The 19,981-nt window shown below is 65.0% G+C and carries 19 protein-coding genes and 1 pseudogene; 6 read left to right on the top strand and 14 right to left on the bottom strand.

Annotated features, from left to right (window positions below; all coding sequences use genetic code 11):
- Positions 1-421 (bottom strand): annotated as a pseudogene (locus tag WAW17_RS01260) (integrase); the annotation flags it as partial.
- Positions 422-943: 522 nt separating this feature from the next.
- Here WAW17_RS01260 and WAW17_RS01255 point away from each other — a divergent pair.
- On the top strand, positions 944-2,107 hold the full coding sequence (locus WAW17_RS01255) for a N(5)-(carboxyethyl)ornithine synthase (RefSeq protein WP_422331217.1): 1,164 nt from the start codon (positions 944-946) through the stop codon (positions 2,105-2,107).
- 23 nt (positions 2,108-2,130) lie between these two features.
- Here WAW17_RS01255 and WAW17_RS01250 read toward each other — a convergent pair whose 3' ends face one another.
- The 8 genes from WAW17_RS01250 to WAW17_RS01215 all read right to left on the bottom strand — a co-directional run bounded on the left by WAW17_RS01250 (position 2,131) and on the right by WAW17_RS01215 (position 10,823).
- Positions 2,131-2,931, bottom strand: a complete 801-nt coding sequence (locus tag WAW17_RS01250) for an SDR family oxidoreductase (protein ID WP_422331216.1) — start codon at positions 2,929-2,931, stop codon at positions 2,131-2,133.
- A 1-nt stretch (position 2,932) separates the two neighbouring features.
- A complete protein-coding gene (locus WAW17_RS01245) occupies positions 2,933-4,171 on the bottom strand; it encodes an acyl-CoA dehydrogenase family protein (RefSeq protein ID WP_422331215.1) in 1,239 nt (412 codons plus the stop codon).
- Between the two features lie 63 nt (positions 4,172-4,234).
- Positions 4,235-5,242, bottom strand: a complete 1,008-nt coding sequence (locus WAW17_RS01240; protein WP_422331214.1) for a phosphotriesterase family protein — start codon at positions 5,240-5,242, stop codon at positions 4,235-4,237.
- A gap of 172 nt (positions 5,243-5,414) precedes the next feature.
- Positions 5,415-5,816, bottom strand: coding sequence for a limonene-1,2-epoxide hydrolase family protein (locus tag WAW17_RS01235; protein WP_422331213.1), 402 nt, complete (start codon positions 5,814-5,816; stop codon positions 5,415-5,417).
- A complete protein-coding gene (locus WAW17_RS01230; protein WP_422331212.1) occupies positions 5,816-6,943 on the bottom strand; it encodes a 3'(2'),5'-bisphosphate nucleotidase CysQ in 1,128 nt (375 codons plus the stop codon). Before WAW17_RS01230 ends, WAW17_RS01235 begins: the two co-directional genes overlap by 1 nt.
- The gene (gene cysC / locus WAW17_RS01225) at positions 6,933-8,783 is read right to left on the bottom strand and encodes an adenylyl-sulfate kinase (protein ID WP_422331211.1); all 1,851 of its coding nucleotides are present in this window, start codon (positions 8,781-8,783) and stop codon (positions 6,933-6,935) included. Before cysC ends, WAW17_RS01230 begins: the two co-directional genes overlap by 11 nt.
- Positions 8,783-9,712, bottom strand: coding sequence for a sulfate adenylyltransferase subunit CysD (gene cysD / locus WAW17_RS01220; RefSeq protein WP_422331210.1), 930 nt, complete (start codon positions 9,710-9,712; stop codon positions 8,783-8,785). The genes cysC and cysD overlap by 1 nt, the downstream gene beginning before the upstream one ends.
- A 187-nt stretch (positions 9,713-9,899) precedes the next feature.
- The gene (locus WAW17_RS01215) at positions 9,900-10,823 is read right to left on the bottom strand and encodes a helix-turn-helix domain-containing protein (RefSeq protein ID WP_422331209.1); all 924 of its coding nucleotides are present in this window, start codon (positions 10,821-10,823) and stop codon (positions 9,900-9,902) included.
- A 91-nt stretch (positions 10,824-10,914) separates the two neighbouring features.
- Here WAW17_RS01215 and WAW17_RS01210 point away from each other — a divergent pair, with 91 nt between their 5' ends.
- The 3 genes from WAW17_RS01210 to WAW17_RS01200 are packed head-to-tail and all read left to right on the top strand — an operon-like array spanning position 10,915 to position 14,069.
- Positions 10,915-12,081: a hypothetical protein gene (locus WAW17_RS01210; protein ID WP_422331208.1), complete on the top strand. Its 1,167-nt coding sequence runs from the start codon at positions 10,915-10,917 to the stop codon at positions 12,079-12,081.
- A 5-nt stretch (positions 12,082-12,086) separates the two neighbouring features.
- Positions 12,087-12,875 carry an SDR family oxidoreductase gene (locus WAW17_RS01205; RefSeq protein WP_422331207.1) on the top strand — a complete coding sequence of 263 codons (789 nt, stop codon included), beginning with the start codon at positions 12,087-12,089 and terminating at the stop codon, positions 12,873-12,875.
- Positions 12,876-12,911: 36 nt separating this feature from the next.
- On the top strand, positions 12,912-14,069 hold the full coding sequence (locus WAW17_RS01200; RefSeq protein WP_422331206.1) for a sulfotransferase family protein: 1,158 nt from the start codon (positions 12,912-12,914) through the stop codon (positions 14,067-14,069).
- Here the strand turns inward: WAW17_RS01200 and WAW17_RS01195 are convergent.
- Complete coding sequence (locus WAW17_RS01195) at positions 14,059-14,919, bottom strand: alpha/beta fold hydrolase (RefSeq protein WP_422331205.1); 861 nt, start codon at positions 14,917-14,919, stop codon at positions 14,059-14,061. The genes WAW17_RS01200 and WAW17_RS01195 overlap by 11 nt on opposite strands.
- Positions 14,920-15,058: 139 nt before the next feature.
- Between WAW17_RS01195 and WAW17_RS01190 the strand changes: the two genes are divergently transcribed.
- On the top strand, positions 15,059-16,288 hold the full coding sequence (locus WAW17_RS01190; protein ID WP_422331204.1) for a multidrug effflux MFS transporter: 1,230 nt from the start codon (positions 15,059-15,061) through the stop codon (positions 16,286-16,288).
- A 53-nt stretch (positions 16,289-16,341) separates the two neighbouring features.
- Complete coding sequence (locus WAW17_RS01185; protein ID WP_422331203.1) at positions 16,342-16,875, top strand: MarR family winged helix-turn-helix transcriptional regulator; 534 nt, start codon at positions 16,342-16,344, stop codon at positions 16,873-16,875.
- Positions 16,876-16,903: 28 nt separating this feature from the next.
- Here the strand turns inward: WAW17_RS01185 and WAW17_RS01180 are convergent, their stop codons facing one another.
- The 4 genes from WAW17_RS01180 to WAW17_RS01165 form a co-directional block, all read right to left on the bottom strand.
- Positions 16,904-17,617, bottom strand: coding sequence for a serine protease (locus tag WAW17_RS01180; protein WP_422331202.1), 714 nt, complete (start codon positions 17,615-17,617; stop codon positions 16,904-16,906).
- 88 nt (positions 17,618-17,705) lie between these two features.
- Complete coding sequence (locus tag WAW17_RS01175) at positions 17,706-18,482, bottom strand: enoyl-CoA hydratase (RefSeq protein ID WP_422331201.1); 777 nt, start codon at positions 18,480-18,482, stop codon at positions 17,706-17,708.
- Positions 18,479-19,423: a 3-hydroxyisobutyrate dehydrogenase gene (gene mmsB, locus WAW17_RS01170; RefSeq protein WP_422331218.1), complete on the bottom strand. Its 945-nt coding sequence runs from the start codon at positions 19,421-19,423 to the stop codon at positions 18,479-18,481. Before mmsB ends, WAW17_RS01175 begins: the two co-directional genes overlap by 4 nt.
- Positions 19,420-19,981 (bottom strand): enoyl-CoA hydratase/isomerase family protein (locus WAW17_RS01165; protein WP_422331200.1); only part of this gene is annotated, 562 nt, incomplete at its 5' end. The genes mmsB and WAW17_RS01165, both read right to left, overlap by 4 nt.

Genomic DNA, 19,981 nt, shown 5'->3' with positions numbered 1-19,981 from the left:
CCTCAAGGATGATCGGCTGCCGCTTTCGCTTGGCTGCCATCGCCCCGCGCACTGTGCAGGGATTCTGAACCATCAGCCCATCCCCAACCGCAGTCTCGCAGATTGCGTGCAGGAGGCTGTAGCAATGCGCGTTGCGGGTGCGATGCTCGACTCCTAGCCCGGCGTACCAGGATCGAACCGTCTGCGGCGTGATGTGGCGCAACTCCACGTCTCCGAGAATCGGGTTGATGTGTAGTCGAAGGTTTGCCGCGTAGCCGCTCTTCGTCCTGGGCTTCAACGTGCGCTCCTCGAGCCAACGCTCGGAGTAGTCGCGCAGTATGGGGAACTTCGGCTTCTCACGCATCCGCGCAGGTGCTGGCGGTGTCCATACGTCGAGTTCGATCTTGCGACGTTCCGCCGCGAGCCAGCCCTCGGCATCCATCTTCGTGCTGTAGGTCGTGGGTGCTTTGTACCGAGTGAGCGCATCGGGGCCAATGTATGACGCTTGGAAACGGCCAGAGGGCAGCTTGCGAATATGACCCCAGCCGCGCTTACCCTGCCTGCCTGCCACCGGCCGCCCCAATCTCGTGCTATGTATCTGCGATACAGAGGTATTTTCATGTCCGCTTGCGTCCCATTGTGTCACAGTGTACTTTGCAGTTATTGCAGGTGACCAGAACAAAAGTACTGGTCATAGGCATCAACGGTTGCAGGGAGGTCGCAGGTTCGAATCCTGCCGGGGGCACCACGAGAAACTGCGCTGGATCCTTCCGGGCGCAGGTTTTCTTTCCGGTGCTACCAGTTTTCCCCGAGTGATCTCCTCGGGCATTCTTCGATAAACTGCAGCGGTGCGCGGCGATGCCGTGCGCTCCGATTTCGAACGCTGAGCTCGCTGCCTCGTAGCCGAGGGCTTCGCGGTACCAGTTCTCCGCTTCCACTCATCAGCAACCTAGGGACACCCCCCGTGCCACAACATCGATCTCAGCCACTCACTCTCGGCATCATCGCGCATTCGAGCAAACCCGACGAGCGCCGGCTCCCTGTCCACCCGCTGCATTTCGGGCGAATCGATGCAGATCTGCGCGGCCGCATCTTCCTCGAACATGGGTACGGCGAGCCGTTCGGGGTGTCGGACGCGCAGCTGGCGGGATCCGTTGCGGGATTGCGCACTCGCGAAGAACTGATCGCGCAGACCGATGTCGTACTTCTCCCCAAACCGTTCGCGAAGGACCTCGAGGACCTTCGTGTCGGCCAGGTCCTGTGGGGTTGGCCGCACTGCGTCCAGAGCACGGATATCACCCAGGTAGCCATCGACCGCCGCCTCACCCTCATCGCGTTCGAAGCCATGAACCACTGGAGCACCGAGGGGTCGTTCCAGCTTCATGTCTTCCACAAGAACAACGAACTCGCCGGTTACAGCTCCGTGCTGCATGCCCTTGCCATCGCCGGATCGACCGGCGACTATGGTCGCAGGCTCCGAGCGGTCGTCCTCGGCTTCGGTGCCACCGCCCGCGGGGCGGTGACTGCCCTCAACGCACTGGGGATCCACGATGTCACCGTCGTGACCCAGCGGGGAGTCACCGCTGTGAGTTCGCCGATCCACTCCGCCGAAATCGTGCAGTTCGACCACGACGATTCCGATCCGCGCCGAAGTAACGTCACCACCGAGGAAGGGAGAGTCCCCTTGGCGGCCTTCCTGACGCGGCACGACGTCATCGTCAACTGCGTCCTCCAGGACACCGAAGCACCGTTGACCTTCCTCGCGGACTCCGATCTGGACACCCTTCTGCCCGGCAGTCTGATCATCGACGTGTCCTGCGACGAAGGGATGGGCTTCAGCTGGGCGCGGCCTACATCGTTCGCCGATCCGATCTTCTTCGTCGGTGAGAACGTCCGCTACTACGGCGTCGACCACAGCCCGTCACATCTGTGGAACTCCGCCACGTGGGAGATCAGCGAGGCTCTTCTCCCCCACCTGCGCACCGTCCTCGACGGGCCGGCAGCGTGGGACGGCAGTCAGAGCATCCGGCGTGCCATCGAAATCCGTGACGGAGTGGTACAGAACCGCCGGATCCTGTCCTTCCAGGACCGCTCCGAGGACTACCCGCATCCCGTTCGCCAGGGCTGAGTGCCGGGCTTCACGAGCCCTCGTCAGGTCGCCGTTCTCGTGGGGTCACCGAATCCGAGCCCCTGCCTGAACGGCTGGGCGTCACCGAGCAGTTGCCCGCCGTCGACCACCATGACTTCGCCGGTGATCCAGCTCGCGGCGTCGGATACCAGGAAAGCGACGGCCGACGCGATGTCTTCGGGTTCACCGATGCGCGCAAGTGCCGTCGAGGCCGAGATCTCCTGCTCATGCTCCTTCCACAGGGCTTCGGCCAGTTTGGTGCGTACCACGCCCGGCGCCACGGCGTTGACTCGGATCTTGGGCGAGAGTTCCAGTGCCAGTTGCTTGGTGACGTGAATCAGGGCTGCTTTGGACGCGTTGTACAACCCGATTCCGGCCTCGAACGCCATACCGCCGATCGAGGCGGTGTTCACAACGGCGCCCCCGTGTTCGCCCATCCACGCCCGGGCGGTCAATCCGGTCCACAGGACCGGTGCCCACAGGTTCACATCGAAGGTCTTGGCGAATCGGGAATGGTCCTGGTCGATCACCGGCCCGAACGCGGGATTGGTGCCCGCGTTGTTGACGAGAATGTCGACGCTTCCGAACCGCTCGAGCGTCAGGTCGACGCAACGCTTCGCCGCCTCTTCGTCGACTGCATGGGCGCCGACCCCCATCGCGGTGCCTCCGACCTTCGCGGCGGCGGCCTCGGCCGATTCCTGCGACCGCGAGGTGAGCACGACGTCGGCGCCGGCCGCGGCGATCGCCTGCGCCGCCGCAAGACCGATTCCCCGGGACGCACCGGTGACGATAGCGGTGCGGCCGGAGAGATCGAGTCCTCCCATGTCAGCTCACCGCAGCCTTGCTCCCGGACGCCGAATCCCGGTATTTGCGGAGTTCCGCCCGGGCAATCGACATCTTGTGAACCTCGTCGGGACCGTCGGCCAGCCGCAACGTCCGCACGTGGGCGTACATCATCGCCAACGGGAAGTCGTCCGTCACTCCCGCGCCGCCGTAGACCTGAATCGCCCGATCGATGATCTTCAACGCAATGTTCGGTGCTGCCACCTTGATCGCCGCGATCTCCGTGCGCGCCTGCTTGTTCCCCACCGTATCCATCAGATACGCCGCCTTCAGGGTCAGCAACCGAATCATCTCGATCTCGATCCGTGCCTCTGCGATCCAGTCCTGGATGTTCGAGCGGTCCGCGACCGGCCGTCCGAATGTCGTGCGTGACAGCGCCCGGGTGCACAGCAACTCCAGTGCCCGCTCCGCCATCCCGATCGCCCGCATGCAGTGATGAATCCTCCCTGGGCCCAGTCGTGCCTGCGAAATGGCGAATCCCTCGCCCTCCCCCTTCAGCACATCCGCCACGGGCACCCGCACGTCGGTGAAATCGATCTCAGCGTGACCCTCCCGGTCCTGGTACCCGAAGACCGGCAACCCGCGCATCATCGTCACCCCCGGCGCGTCGATCGGCACCACCATCATCGACTGCTGCCTGTGGGGCGCTGCCTCCGGATCCGTCTTCCCCATCACGATCAGCACCTTGCAGTTCTGATGCAACGCATTCGACGCAAACCACTTACGTCCGTTGAGCACATACTCGTCGCCGTCCCGCACCATCGACATCTCGATGTTCGTGGCATCCGAACTCGCCACTCCCGGCTCCGTCATCGCGAACGCCGACCGCATCGTTCCGTCCAGCAACGGCTTCAGATACTTCTCCTTGTGCTCGTCGCTGCCGAACAGCGTGAGTACCTCCATGTTCCCCGTGTCCGGCGCGTTACAGTTACACGCCTCGGACGCCAGATGGCTGCGCCCCATGATTTCCGCCAACGGGGCGTACTCGAGATTGGTCAGACCTGGGCCCCACTCCGGATGGGGGTGGAAAAGATTCCACAGGCCGCGACTTCGCGCCTCCGTCTTCAACTCCTCGAGAATCGGCGGCTGAAAATGCGGATCTCCCGACTCTCGCATCTGCTCCTCGTACACCGACTCCGCCGGATACACATGCGAATCCATGAACTCCAGCAGATCCGACCGGTACTTCTGGGCGCGATCGGACATATCGAACAGCGACATTACTGACTCCTGAGGGTAGGGAGCGAAATCGTTCTGCCTGTATAGTTGAACCTGTCCTCAAGTTCAAGTTAGAGCCGGGCCAGCACTCCCCACATTCTCGAAGTACCGACGCGGGACGTCCACGAGCATCTCGGAGATCATCTCCTCGGTGACCCCGCGCTCGCGGATGTACGGCAGCACTTCGCTCTCGATGTGGAGGTAATGCCACTGCGGCAGGGCGGCCATCAGGTTCGGGTCGATCCAGTCGATGTAACAGGCAGCATCCTGGGACAGCACCATCTGTCCGGCGAAGCCCCGGCGGCACATCTCGATCAGCGTGTCGGCGCGCGCCTCGAACGTGGTCTCGATGTTGATCCCGAAGCGGTCCATCCCCAGGACGAATCCGGCCTCGGCGAGGTCGGTGAGGTGATCGACGTCGGTGCTGTCCCCGCTGTGCGCGAGCACGATCCGATCGGGCCGCACACCTTCCTCGTCGCACATCACCCGTTTGACGTGCAGACCCGCGGCAGTGCCGGGATGAGTGTGCACGGTGATCGGCACACCCGTCCGCCGGTGCGCCTTCGCGACCGCCCGCATGACCCGCTCGACACCGTGAGTCAGCCCCTGACGGTCGATCGCGCATTTGAGCAGACCTGCACGGACGCCGGTGCCGGCGATCCCCTCCTCGATGTCTTTCACGAACATGTCCACCATCGGATCGGGCATCGCCGCACCGACGATCGCGTCGAGCGCCGGGCCTCGGTAGTGGAAGAAGAACGGCACGTCGCCGTACGTGTACAGCCCGGTCGCGGCGACGATGTTCAGTTCGGGCACCTGTTCGGCGATGCGCTGGATGCGGGGTATGTAACGGCCGAGTCCGACGACCGTGGGATCGACGATGGTATTCACCCCCTGCGCGGAAAGCGCACGGAGTTTGGCCACCGCGTCCGCCACTCGTTCGTCCTCGCTCCCCCACTCGTCCGGATAGTTCTGCTGCATGTCCGGCGTCAGGACGAACACATGCTCGTGCATGTACGTGCGACCGAGATCCGCAGTGCCGACAGGCCCGCGAACGGTATTGATCGTGGTCATCAAGCCCCTCCTACCGAGTGTGATCCACGCCATACTACCGACCGTGCCGGTGCGCCCCGTCCACCTTGGTGGCAGCCGATCAACGGGGCGGCGGCGCCCGATGTCACATTCGTTCAATCAGATTGAACCCGTGTGACATTGGACGAAAGCGCGGGGCGTTGCGGGGCGGGAGCTATCCGACGCCGGTGGCGGCCCGGATCGGCGCCATGTCGAAGTAGTCGCGCCAGGTAGTGATTTTGCCGTCGGTGATTTCGAATACGCCCACCACGGGGAGTTCCACGAGGATGCCGTTCAGGGTGAAGACGTCGATTCGCTCGTTCATCACCACCCCGCTCGCGCTCTCGGCGTGAGGGCTCTGCCCGCCGTCGGTGAGCTGCCGGTGAATGCGGAAGTCGATGGCGCCGAATGCTCCCACGAAGCCGGCGATGAACTCACGGATCGCGTCGCGGCCGATGACGGGCTCCATCGGAATATTGTGGTATACAGCATCTTCCGCAAAATAGTCAGCGATCCTGACCGGATCGGGCGTTGCCCATTCGGCGCAGAATGCGGTGACCAATTGATCCGGGTTCATCAGCTTCCCCTTTCGACGGCGGTCGGTTCGATGATCGCCGTGACGGACTTGATCTCACCTGCCGGGATGTCGAAATGTTCGGTGACACGCACGGAGGTGACGTCGGTGGGGTCCGGCCCGAGATCCAGGAGGAAACGGGCGACGACGTTTTCGCCCCACTCGTGGAACGTGAGTTCGCGAACCGCCTGGATGGCCTGGTATTGGGGGCCGTTCTCCAGCTCGTCCCGGATGACGGCCCCCGATTCGCCGGTGCGCTGCCCGTTCTCGACCCGCCAGGCGTTCTCCGCCAGACGCACCTTGGTGGCGTCGTGGGTGACCAGCGCGTCGATGTACGCCCGGGCCATGGCGACACGGCCGGTGTCGGCGGCATCGGTGGCGTGTGTGGCGATCGCGGCGAGCAGTGTGGGGGCCATGCCGGGACGGCAGATCACAAGGTCGGGCAGATACGGATGGGACTCGTTGTACTGCAGAGGTGTTCCGTCGATTCGCGAGCAATGCAGACCCGCGGCCAGCGCGACGCCGACGGGGGCAGCCGAGTCCCACTCCCACTGGCCACCCGCGTGTACGTAGGCGTCCACCTCCCCACGCAGTACCGCCATCGCCTTCGCTCCGGCCGACCCCATGGTTTCGACCTCGGCACCGATGTCGGTAGCGACGGCGCCGATGAATGCCGGCGGCCGGCTCGCACTGACGACAATCCGCGGGTGGGCGGGTACCCCGGCATCCTGGAGGGCGCGGACCGCGTCGTCGGTGCTGTGCACGGCTCCGAGAGCCGGTTGCGCCACCGCGGCCGCAGTGATTCCTTTGCCGCGCTCCCACAGCGCAACGTGTACCGCCCAGTCCGAATGGCCGGGAAGACCATACTCTTTGGAGCCGTCCAGCGGATCGATGATCCAGACCCGCTCGGCGTCGAGCCTCGACCGGTCCTCGGCCGATTCCTCCGAGAGGATCACATCACCGGGACGTTCGGTGGAGAGCTTGCCGACGATGAACGCATTGGCCGCGACGTCCCCGCGGCGGCCCAGCTCCCGGGCATCTGCAATGCCGAGCCCGGCGGCGCGGATTTCGAGGAGCAGGTCACCCGCACCGCCCGCACAGGCCGCCGCGAGTCGCGCGTCAGTGATCACGTCTCAACAATTCCATAATTCTCTCCGCTTGTTCGGACGGCGTGCCGTCCTCCGGACGCAAGACGAGTTCCGCGGCCTCGGGAGCCTCATACGGGTCGTCGACACCCGTGAATCCGGTGATCTCCCCCGCCCGGGCCTTCGCGTACATGCCTTTGGGATCTCGCGCCTCGCACTGCTGCACCGGGGTGTCAACGAACACCTCGAGAAAGTCCAGTCCGGCGCGTCGATGCTCGTCACGGACCCGGTCTCGATCGGCTCGATACGGGCTGATCAGCGAGGCGATCGCCACGACCCCGGCGTCGGCGAGCAGCTGGGCGACGGCGCCGACGCGTCGCACGTTCTCGGCGCGGTCCTGCGCGCTGAAGCCGAGATCCGCATTGAGGCCGTGCCTCAGGTTGTCGCCGTCGAGACGATACGCCGGAATGCCTGCCGCCACGAGCCTGCGCTCGAGCTCCACCGCGATGGTCGATTTGCCCGACGCGGACAGTCCGGTGAGCCACACCGTACGCCCCCGGGTGGGACGGTCCTCCCGCGTCACCGCGGCCTCATGCCACACCACTGTGGACGGCGACAATGTCGGTCCGGTGATCATGCCGGCGGCGACGGTGTTGTTGGTGGCGTCGTCAACGAGGATGAAACTGCCGGTGACATGGTTGCGGCGATAGGGATCGAACATCAGCGGCTGCGCGGTCTTCAGCTGGATACGGCCGATCTCGTTGAGCGTCAACGATTCTGCCGTCTCGTCACGGTGCAGGGTGTTGACATCGAGCCGGTAGTCGAGCCGCACCACCGATGCCTTGGTGGCCCGGGTGGTGTGCAGCAGTGTGTACCGCGAATTTGCACTCAACGCGGATTGTTCGGTCATCCAGCAGACCATCACGTCGAGTTCCCTGCCGACGAGCGGACGGTTGTTCGGACGGCACAGCACATCTCCCCTGCTGACATCGAGGTGATCGGTCAGCTGCAGGCACACTGCCGATGGTGCGAACGCCTCGTCCAGTGGGGTGCCGCCGGGACCCCAGATCTTGCTCACTCGCGACGTGAATCCCGACGGCAACACCACCACTTCGTCACCGGGCTTGAACACACCACTGGCCACGGTCCCGGCGTAGCCGCGGAAGTCGTGCAGGTCGGAGTCGGTCCGGCGTCCCGGCCGCAGTACGTATTGCACCGGGAACCGGGCGTCGATCAGATTGCGGTCGGACGCCACGTGCACCTGCTCGAGGTGGTGCAACAGCGACGACCCCTCGTACCAAGGCATGTTGACCGTGCGCTGGGCGATGTTGTCACCGAGCAGGGCGGAGACCGGGATGAAGGTGAGGTCGTGGACCTCGAGTTTGATGGCAAACTGGCGAAATTCCTCCTTGATCTCCTCGAAGCGTTCCTCCGACCAGCCGACGAGATCCATCTTGTTCACACACAGCACGAGGTGGGGAATCCCGAGAAGGCTCGCGATGAAGGCGTGCCGCCTGGTCTGCTCGAGAATGCCCTTGCGGGCGTCGACGAGGATCAGAGCGAGATCGGCGGTCGAGGCGCCGGTGACCATGTTCCGCGTGTACTGCTCATGGCCGGGGGTGTCCGCGATGATGAACTTGCGGTGCGGTGTGGCGAAGTAACGATGCGCGACGTCGATGGTGATGCCCTGTTCGCGCTCGGCGCGCAAACCGTCGGTGAGCAGGGCGAGGTTGGCATGTTCGTCGCCGCGCTCCCGGCTGGTCCGTTCCACCGCTTCGAGCTGATCTTCGAAGATCGCCTTGGAGTCGTAGAGCAGGCGTCCGATGAGGGTGGACTTGCCGTCGTCGACGCTGCCGGCGGTCGCGACCCGGAGGAGTTGCGGCATCAGAAGTACCCTTCCTTCTTGCGATCCTCCATGCCGGCCTCGGAGATCCGGTCGTCCGCTCTGGTGGCCCCGCGCTCGGTGAGTCTGCTGGCCGCCACCTCGGTGACGACGGCAGCGGCGCTCTCCGCCGAGGATTCGACGCAGCCCGTACACGTGGCATCACCGACGGTCCGGAATCGCACCGTCGCCTCGTACGGTTCGTCCCCCGGCAGCAATGTCAGGAAACGGGTGTGCGCCAACAGCATCCCGTCGCGCGGAACCACTGTCCGGCGGTGGGCATAGTAGAGCGGGGGAAGGTCGATCCCTTCCTGGTCGATGTACTGCCAGATATCGAGTTCGGTCCAATTGGACAGCGGAAAGATGCGGATGTGCTCGCCCTTGCGGTGGCGGCCGTTGTACAGGCTCCACAGTTCGGGACGCTGGGCCCGCGGTTCCCACTGTCCGGACTCGTCACGGAAGCTGAACACCCGCTCCTTTGCCCTGGCTTTCTCCTCGTCCCGCCGGGCACCGCCGAAGACGGCGTCGAAGCCGTTGTCGCGGATGCCGCGCAGAAGGGCGGTCGTCTGAAGGCGGTTTCGGCTGGCCCGTGGTCCCGTCTCCTCGCTCACTCGCCCCGCGTCGATGTCGTCCTGCACATTCACCACCACCATCCGGAGACCGAGTCGTTCCACCGCCCGGTCCCGGAAGTCGATGACCTCGTCGAAGTTGTGGCCGGTGTCGACATGCATCACCGCGAACGGAATGGGTGCCGGCCAGAACGCTTTCGCCGCGACATGCAGCATCACGACGGAGTCCTTGCCGCCGGAGAACAGCACCACCGGTCGTTCGAAGGTGGCGGCTACTTCGCGGAAGATATGGACGGCCTCCGCCTCGAGCGCGCCCAGATGGGACAGCTCGTACAGGGGTGGTGTCATCGATCCGAATGCCATGGGCGACTCCTCGTCGCGAGTGCGGTACCGACTACGTTCCATATTTGGACCGGGTCGGTCGAAAAGTAGATGCACCCCCGACAATAGAACGTGTTTCAGAAGTTGGTCAATGGCCATGCCGACTCAGCGTTGCGCCGGGAGGGAAATGGGCGCCGCCCGAGCGAGGCCCGTCAGAGAGGAGGCACCGCTACGCCGGGCGCCGGCCACCGACTTCTACGGTGATCGCATCGGCAGCGGCCGCGAGCGCCTTACCCCGGCGGGCGATCTCCGACGGCGCGAGTTCCGTGCCCACGTACAGCGTCAGGACCATCGCCTGATGCCCTTCAGCGTCATAGGTGGGGGCCGCGATGAGGCTCACCGGATGCGTCGCCTCCGGGTCCGATTGCCCGGCATCGAGATACACCCGCTCCCCCAGGCTCGACACCATCTCCCCCAGCACGTCGCGCAGCTCGGGCGGAAGGTCGTGCGCGGCCACTCCTGCCATGAGCGTGTGCAGACGCCGGCCGACGGCCGTGAGAGTTTCGACGAGATACCCCGTCCGGGAGCACTCGTCCACCACTGTGCGCAACCGGTCGCGATCGAGGCGCACGGGCAGGGTGGGTTTACGCCGCAGCCACGACTGCAGCGCGTCGTCGCCGTCCCACAGCACGTACATCAGCCCGACGGGCGGCGCGAACGGGTACATCTCGCCGACCTTCGCCGCAGCCCGCACCCCGGGCGGACTGGTCAGCTCGAGCACGGCGATCCGGTCGCCGACCACAGCCGATGCGGTGCAGGTGGTGTGGAATTCCGCACTGAGGACGGCGAGGTGCCGGCGCGCCACCGGCCCCGCGGCGAATCCCTGCTGCGCCGCGCGCCCGGCTGCGATCAGCGCCGGGCCGAGCCCGTAGGTCTTGGTTGCAGAGTCGCGCACGAGGTAGCCGCCGTGCACGAGTTCGGTCAGGATTCCCAGACAGGTCGGCTTGCTGATATCCAACTGCCGAGCGAGTTCCGACAGCCCGAACCTCTGATCCTTTCGGGTCACGAGAAAGTCGAGTATCCGAACCACTCGTTCCGTCGGTGGCGACCGGCGTCCCTGAGCCCGATCTTCCGGATCGTCGCGGCGCACCATTGACCACTCCTTAGAACACGTTCTATTGTCGGTTCATTACGTTCTACCGCCCAGGTACATATTTGTACCATCTTGTCGTGAGGAGCACGGTGTGCTGACGGACCCATTCGCCGACGCCTTGGCCGAAGCCGAGAAACTGATCGAAAGCGCTTCCCACATCCGGACCGAACAGGACCTGCTCGAGGGCTACGAGTACCTGGCCGGCGGAATCATTGCCATGACGCACGCGGCCTGGGCCGGCGAACCGTCGCATCCGACGTTCATCTCGGGCACGGGCCCGTACACGAAGATGGGTCTGGACAATCCCGACACCCTGTATTTCGGGGCGCGGATCAGCGACGACGTCGAGTACGTGGTGAGTGGGACACGAGGCACCACGGCAGATCTGAGCTTTCAAGTGCTCAGCGGCAATTACACGGCAGCCAACGTGCCCGGCAGCGTCTCTGCTTTCGACGACCGGGAGATCGACATCGCTCCGGACGGCACGTTCGAGGTCCGATTCGGCCCCGGGAAGCATCCGGGTCGTCGCAACTACTTCACGCTCGCCGAGGGTTCGTCCCAACTCGTGGTCCGTGAGGTCTACAGCGACTGGAGTCAGAAACGTGGCACGATCCGGATTGCGCGGGCTGATACGGCGGGCACGGCTCCGGGTCCCCTCACGCGCGAATCGGTGGAAAAACGCTACACCCGCGCGGGCAGGGGACTCGTGTCCCGGGTGAAGACCTGGCTGAAATTTCCCGAATGGTTCTACCTGAACCTTCCCGTCAACACGATGACCGAGCCGCGGCTCACCCCCGGAGGACTGGCCACGCAGTACTCGGCGGTGGGCCACTACGACATCGCCGAGGACGAGGCCATCGTGATCACGGTCCCGAAGTCCGACGCTCCGTATCAAGGGTTTCAGCTCGGCAGCCTCTGGTACATCTCCCTCGACTACATCAATCACCAGACCTCGCTGAACGTCTCGCAGTCGCAGGTAGATCCCGACGACCACATCCGACTCGTCGTCAGTGACCGAAATCCTGGCATCACCAATTGGATCGAAACCGTGGGGCACCTCCGCGGTTACCTGCAGTTCCGCTGGCAGCGCGTCTCCCGCGAATTCACCGCAGAGGACGGACCCCGGGTCGACGTCGTGAAATTCGACGAGATTCACCGGAACCTGCCCTACTACGACTCCAACAAGATCTCGCCCCAGGACTACGCCCTGCGAATCGCCGCCCGTCAGGCCGCGGTGGCCGACCGGATGCTGGGATGACGACGATGAGCTCAGCCACACTGTTGCAGGACAAGGTCGTCGTCGTGTCGGGTGTGGGTCCGGCGCTCGGTCGCACACTGGCGATCCGCTGTGCGGACGCCGGCGCCGACGTGGTCCTGGCCGCCCGCACGCCGTCCCGTCTCGAGGACGTGGCCGAGGAGATCATCGCCCTGGGACGCCGGGCAGTAACCGTCCCGACGGACATCACGGACCAGGCTTCGGCCGAGAACCTCGTCCGCGCGGCCCTCGCCGCATACGGCCGCGTCGACGTCCTGGTCAATAATGCGTTCTCCGTCCCGTCGATGAAACCGCTGGCCCGCACCGATTTCGATCACATCCGGAGTAGTTTCGAGCTCACCGTGCTGGGCGCACTGCGCCTCACCCAGCTGTTCACACCGGCGCTGGCTGAAGCGAACGGTGCTGTGGTGAACATCAATTCGATGGTGTTGCGGCACTCCCAGGAGCGGTACGGCAGCTACAAGATGGCCAAATCTGCTCTGCTCGCCGTCTCCCGGTCACTGGCGACCGAGTTGGGTCCGCAGGGCATCCGAGTCAATTCCGTTGCTCCCGGATATATCTGGGGCGACACCCTGAAACAGTACTTCGAGCACCAGGCGGAGAAGTACGGCACGACGGTCGAGCAGATCTACCAGCACACCGCCGTCGACACCGACCTGAAACGCCTGCCGACCACCGACGAAGTAGCCGACGCCGTCGTGTTCCTGGCCTCTCCGATGGCCAGTGCCGTCACCGGGCAATGCCTCGACGTGAACTGCGGCCAATTCCATCACTGATCTCACTCCATCACCGATCTCACGAGGCGGAGCACCATGAACGAGCGCACCACTGTCGGCACGATCGAAGACCTCCACGCGTCTGCGACCCGCCTGACCGGACACACCGATTTCGGCACCGACGACTACACCGAGGCCCTCGGTGTCCTGTTGGATTCGTACCACTCCGACGAGCAATTGACACCCCTCGGCAGCAAGATTTCCCGGGTATTCCTCCGCGGTGCTCTGGTGGCGCGACTACTCAGCGAAGCTGCGTGGACGGCCAATCCCGAACACGCCGATGTGAAGATCGAGCGTCCGATCTTCGTCACCGGACTTCCCCGCACCGGCACCACCGCACTACACCGTCTGCTCACCGCCGACCCGTCGCACCAGGGCCTCGAGATGTGGCTGACGGAGATGCCGCAACCGCGCCCGCCGCGCGACACCTGGGAGTCGAATCCGGTGTTCCGGAAGATCGAAGAGGGCTTCAGCCGACACCACATCGAGCGCCCCGAATTCATGGGGGTGCACTACATGTCGGCGAGCGAAGTAGAGGAATGCTGGCAGCTGCTACGGCAAACTTTCAAATCCGTTTCGTACGAATGCCTTGCATACCTCCCCACGTACTCGCACTGGCTCGCGCAGCAGGACTGGACCAACGCCTACCAGCGCCACCGCAGGAATCTGCAACTCATCGGACTCCCCGACCGGGATCGCCGCTGGGTGCTGAAGAACCCCAGCCACCTGTTCGCCCTCGACGAACTGCTGGCCGTGTACCCGGACGCCTTGGTGATCCAGACTCATCGGCCGCCGCGCACTGTCGTCCCGTCGGTATGCAGTCTCGCCGAGCAGGCGACAGAGGGCTGGTCGGAAAAGTTCCGCGGCAGTGTCATCGGCGAGAGTCAGCTCGAGCTGTGGGCGCGCGGACTCGAACAATTCACCGCAGCACGGGCCAAGCACGACCCCGCCCAGTTCATCGATGTCGACTACCACGATTTCGTGGCCGACCCGCTCGGAACGGTCGAGGGGATCTATACGTATTTCGGCCTGGATCTGAGCGTTTCCGCCCGGACTGCGATGGAGACGATGCACGCGGACAGTCGCAGCGGTGACCGCCGCCCGTCGCACAAATACACCCTCGAGGAATTCGGGCTGACGGCACAGCAGGTGGACGAGAGGTTTTCGGGCTACCGGTTCAGCGCTACCCGCTGAGGATCTCTCCGGCCAAGTGCGCGGCGAGTAGTTCGTCGAGCCGCTCCGGCGCCTCGTCAGGTATCCAGTGGCTTACACCGCGGAGCACCTCGTAGCGGTATGGCCCCTCCACGAAACGTGCGGTCAGTTCGGGACCGGCCGTGCCGATGGCGGAATCACGGTCGCTCCACACGAACATGGTGGGCACCCGCACCTTCCGCGAGGCTTCGGCCGGCACCGCGAGAGGTATTGCGCGGTACCAGTTCAACGCACCACTCGCCCTCGCACGCTCGCGCATGGGTTCGAGATCTCGCCGGGCCGCGTCCGGGGACTGTCCGGTCGCGACCAACGCCCGATACGCGGCGCCGTCCGATCCCATCACCCGCTCCGGCAGCCACGGCAGCTGAAAGACGAGCATGTACCACGATTTGAGGATCTGACGGCTGGTGACCAAGGCCCGCGCGAAAGCGGCCGGGTGCGGCACCGACAGGGCAGTAAGTGTTCGTACGAGTTCCGGGTGTTCCGCGGCCACCGTCCAGGCAACTGCCGCACCCCAGTCGTGTCCGACCAGGTGCACGGGTCCCAGTCCGGCCTGATCGATGAGCGCGACGACGTCGGCGCGCAGTTCCGTGCCGCGGTACGCCCATCGGCCGCGCGGACGGGCGCCCGGTGAGTAGCCCCGCTGGTCCGGGGCGAGAGTGCGGAACCCGCGACGATGAAGTAGAGGGGCGAGTGCATCCCAGGATCGGGAATCCTGCGGAAAACCGTGCAACAACACCACCGGCGGTCCGTCCATCGGGCCCTCGTCGCGCACATCGAAGACGAGCCCGTTCCGGGTGAAGTTGCTGATCCGGCCCGTGGAATCGGTCATCGTCGGCCGTCCTCTCTGCGCGCAGTGACGTGCGTTCCGCACATTACGGCTCCCTCCCGGAAAGGCCAACCGCTAGGACTCGGTGCCCGGTTGTCCCCCGTGTGGAACAAACGACGCGTCCTCATTGCTGTGTTCGTTCATGACCGCAGCCAAGGACGCGCCGACCACGACGGCCGACGTCACAATCGAGAGCAAACCCGGCCTCCGCCTCGTCCTGGTACTCGGCGCGATGGTGGCTCTCGGCCCGTTCACCATCGACATGTACCTGCCGGCGCTTCCTGAACTCGGTACCGACCTCCGCGCATCGTCGTCCGCCGTGCAGTTGACGATCACCGGGACCCTGCTCGGACTGGCGCTGGGTCAGTTGATCGTCGGGCCATTGGCAGACAGCATGGGCCGGCGACGACCGCTGCTCGCCGGTATCGGCATCCACGTTGCCGCATCGATCCTCGCGGTGTTCGCACCCACCGTGATGGTTCTCGGCGTGCTCCGGATCTTCCAGGGGGCCGGTGCCGCCGCGGCAGCCGTCGTCGCAATGGCCGTGGTCCGCGACCTCTACTCGGGACGCACCGTTGCCGTCGTGATCTCGCGGCTCATGCTCGTACTCGGCGTCGCTCCGATTCTTGCGCCCAGCATCGGCGGAGGTCTCCTCATCGCCGTCGACTGGCGTGGAATCTTCGTCGTCCTCGCCGTGATCGGGGCTCTCACGGCGGTGGTCGCGGCGTTCGGCTTGACCGAGACGCTTCCACCCGAGAGGCGGCGCAAGAGCAACTTGCGATCGGTTCTCGGGACCTACGGGAGTCTGCTCCGCGACCGGTCGTTCATCGTTCTCGCCCTGATCGCGAGTCTCGCCATGGCCTCGTTGTTCGCGTATGTGTCGGGCGCATCGTTCGTCTTCCAGGATCAATACGGCCTCGACGAGCAGCAATTCGCCCTCCTGTTCAGCTCCGGCGCCATCTCCCTGATCGGCGCCTCCCAACTCAATGTCCGGGCGCTCGTGCGGTGGTCACCACAGCAGATCACCGTGACGTCGCTCGCATTCGCGTCGGTGGCCGGTGTCGCATTGATCACCACAGCGACCTTCGAGTTCGGCGGACTCGCGGGATTCGTCGTCCCGCTGTGGCTCCTGCTCGGCGGCGTGGGATTCGTCCTCCCGAATGCGCCGGCACTCGCGCTCGGCCGGCACGGGGAAGCCGCGGGCACGGCCGCCGCACTCCTCGGCGCCCTGCAGTTCGGTGTCGGGGCGCTCGTCGCGCCGATGGTCGGTGTCCTGGGCGATACCGGGCTCGCCCTCGGTGCCACCATGACGACGTGTGTCGTACTGGGGTGGGTGGCGCTGATTGCAGCCTCACGCAGGGGCGCGCTGTAGCGTCACGTTCCGCTGCTTTTCGCTGCCACGACCCGGCGTGGGATGATCGAACCATGCCACCACCGTCACCACTTCCTCTCGACCCGATCGAAGAGGCTCACCGGCAGTGGGCGAAGCACGGGTGGGGTGATGTCGCGGATGGTATGGCCGCGGTGACGTCGGTGATGCGTGCGCAGCAGATCATGATGGCCCGGGTCGAGGAGGTCCTCAAACCGGCGGGGCTCACCTTCGCCCGGTACGAACTGCTCACCCTGCTGACCTTCACCCGAACGGGCGCGCTTCCCATGGCGAAGGCCAGTGCCCGCCTCCAGGTTCACCCCACGAGTGTCACCAATGCGGTGGACCGGCTCGAAAAGGCCAATCTTGTTCGGCGGGTTCCACATCCCAGCGACCGCCGTGCCACCCTCATCGAAATAACAGACGCGGGAAGGAAACTCGCCGTCGAATCCACCGAGCGACTCAACGCTCAGGTGTTCGCACACCCCGGACTTTCCGCCGACAAGCTCGAGACACTCGTCAAGATTCTGGCTGAACTGCGCCGCAGCGCAGGCGATTTCGACACCGGGGACGCGCCTACCAAGTGGTGAGAACTGCGGTGGCGAGGACTGTGCGCGATCAGTCGGCAGATACCGGGGTGAAACCCGCCCCGTAGCTCCCGCGGGAATCGATGTCCTCGAGAATCGGGGTGATCCTCCCGTAGTAGAACGGCGACCCGGTGGCGAAATCGACACCCATGCTGATTCCGACGAGCGTATCGCCGATGATGAGAGGCGCCCCTGAGTCGCCCGGACCGATCGCGGCCCAGTTCTGCAGGTGAAGGTGGTCGAGTTTGGTGATCACTCCACACGTCTTACCGGTGGAAGGCCCGAACTTGCAGGCGATGTTCCAGAGCGCCGCATCGCCCACGTTGTTGACCACGGCATCGACGTCCGGGCCGCTGTTGCTCGGCACGACCACGCTCGGATCCAGCTCGATCACCGCATAGTCCAGGACGCCGAACGTTCCGTCCCGGCTGCCGGAGAATACGTCCGTCTCGTGCCCGATAGGGCCCGCTTCCGCTTCACCGACCTTGTACACGGCCTGGCCCGCTCGCTGATGACAATGGCCCACGGTGAGTGCGACGAGCCGACCCTCATTGTCATGACCGACCACCGCGATGGTGCAGTACCCCTCCATGCCGGGATCGGTGGTATAGGCGGTCCCGGGTCCGACAGAGACACTCGGAACGGCGACAACCGAAACGGCGGCACCCGGCGCGGCTGCGGCAGCCGGGACAGCGCCGAGCGAGAGGCCGAGCAGGCCGGCGAGGAGGAGGTGAAACCTCTTCATGCGATGTCCCGTCTCATCTTCGGATCGACGGCCACATCCTAGCCGACGGGGGCGGCCCGGGCGAGATGCCCGAGCCGCCCCCGTGCGGTCAGCGATGCTGGAACTTCGGGGCCCGCTTGTCGATGAACGCCGCCATGCCTTCCTTCTGATCCTCCGTCGCGAAGGTGGAGTGAAAAACTCGCCGCTCGAAACGAACACCCTCGGTGAGCGTGGTCTCGAACGACCGGTTGACGGCTTCCTTCGCCATCATCGCCACGGGCAGTGACATCTCGGCGATGGTGGTGGCCGTCTTCAGTGCCTCGTCGAGAAGGTCCGCGGCAGGCACGATCCGCGACACGAGACCCGCCCGCTCGGCTTCTTCGGCATCCATGTTGCGCCCGGTCAAGCACAGTTCCATGGCCTTGGCCTTGCCCACGGCGCGGGTGAGCCGCTGTGAGCCACCGATACCCGGAATGACACCCAGCTTGATCTCGGGCTGACCGAACTTCGCGTTGTCCGCGGCCAGCAGGATGTCGCACAGCATCGCGAGCTCACATCCACCGCCCAGCGCGTAGCCGGCGACCGCGGCGATCGTCGGCTTGCGGGCCGCCGCGAGACGATCCCAGCTGGCGAAGAAGTCCTCGAGGTAGACGTCCATGTACGACTTGGGCTGCATCTCCTTGATGTCGGCGCCGGCGGCGAATGCCCGTTCGGAGCCGGTGATCAGGATGGCGCCGATCTCCGAGTCGTTCTCCAACTCCTCCACCGCGGACACGACCTCGCGCATCAGCTGGGAGTTCAAGGCGTTGAGTGCCTTCGGTCGGTTGAGCGTGATGACGCCGACGCGTCCCTTGCGCTCGAGCAGGATGGTCTCGAAGTCGGTCACTGGTCTCCCTCGGTCTTGACGGTGGAACGTTCGCGGATGTCGTTGATGATGGCCGAGAAGTCTCTGTCGCCGCCACCCGCAGCATGGAATCGGCTGTAGAGTTCTGCCGCACGCAGACCCAGCTCCGCTTCCACACCGTTGCTGCGCAGAGCATTCGCGGCGAGACCGAGATCCTTGTCCATCAGCGCTGCCGCGAAGCCGGGCCGGTAGTCGTTGTTCGCCGGGCTCGTCGGAACAGGACCGGGAACGGGGCAATTTGTGGTCAGCGCCCAGCACTGACCGGACGCGTTGGAGGCGACGTCGAACAGCGCCTGATTGCTCAGGCCCAGCTTCTCACCGAGTACGAATGCCTCGCTGATCGCGATCATCGATATCCCGAGAATCATGTTGTTGCAGATCTTCGCGGCCTGACCGTTGCCCGGGTCGCCGCAGTGGACGATCTTCTTGCCCATGACGTCGAGGAGCGGTTGCGCCGATGCGAAATCCTCCGCGGAGCCGCCGACCATGAAGGCGAGGGTTCCGGCCGTGGCGCCGACGACACCACCCGAGACGGGAGCGTCCACCGAACGGTGACCGGCCTTGACCGCTTCGTCGTGCGCCGCGCGGGCGTCGGCGACGTCGATGGTGGACGAGTCGATGAAGAGCGTGCCTGGCTTCGCGGCAGGCAGGATCTCCTCGTAGAGGCCGAGAACCGCCTTACCGCTGGGCAGCATGGTGATGACCACGTCCACCTCACGCACCGCCTCGACGGCCGAATCGGCGACGGTGACACCGTCTTTCACCGCCTGCTCGAGGGCCGCGGGGGCGAGGTCGAAGCCGACCACCTTGTGTCCCGCCTTGACGAGGTTCGCCGCCATGGGGCCACCCATGTGACCGAGTCCCAAAAATCCGACAGTAGAGCTCATTGCAGTCCCTCCTGGACGCGTAGTGCTGGTGGTCAGCTGTGCTGCTGCGGCGGTGTGAGCCCGAGCTCGAGATCACCCAGGGGTGCGAAGAATGTGGCGACCTCGTCCTCGGTCACCTCTTCCGACGTCGCGGGCAACCACTGCGGGTTGCGGTCCTTTTCTACAACCTGGGCGCGTATACCTTCGACGAGGTCGTGCGACTTCAGGCACGCGACGGATACCCGGAATTCCTCGTTGAGCACTTCCTCCAGCGAACCGGCCGCACGGGCACGACGCAGCGAACGCAGCGTCACGGCCACGGCGGTCGGCGACTTCGACAGCAGTTGTTCGGCGGCCTTGACCGCCTCCGGAACGCCACTGCTCTGCAGCCGCGACAGGATCTGGACGACGCTGTCCGCGGAGTATGCGGCGTCGATCCAACTCTGCTGCGCCAGAAGATCGGATACCGGGGCCGGTTCCGCGAACCGGCCGAGGGCATCCTCGACCGAGGTTGCCGACAGTGCCTCGATGAACTCCTCGATCTTGTCGGAGGGCACGTAATGATCGGCGAAACCACAGGCGATGGCATCGCCCGCGCTCAACCGCGCAGTGGTG

The organism is Rhodococcus sp. (in: high G+C Gram-positive bacteria) (assembly GCF_049286785.1).
Lineage (GTDB): Bacteria > Actinomycetota > Actinomycetes > Mycobacteriales > Mycobacteriaceae > Rhodococcus_F.
Note: the sequence above shows the minus strand (reverse complement) of the source record. Positions and strands in the feature narration are given on the sequence as shown.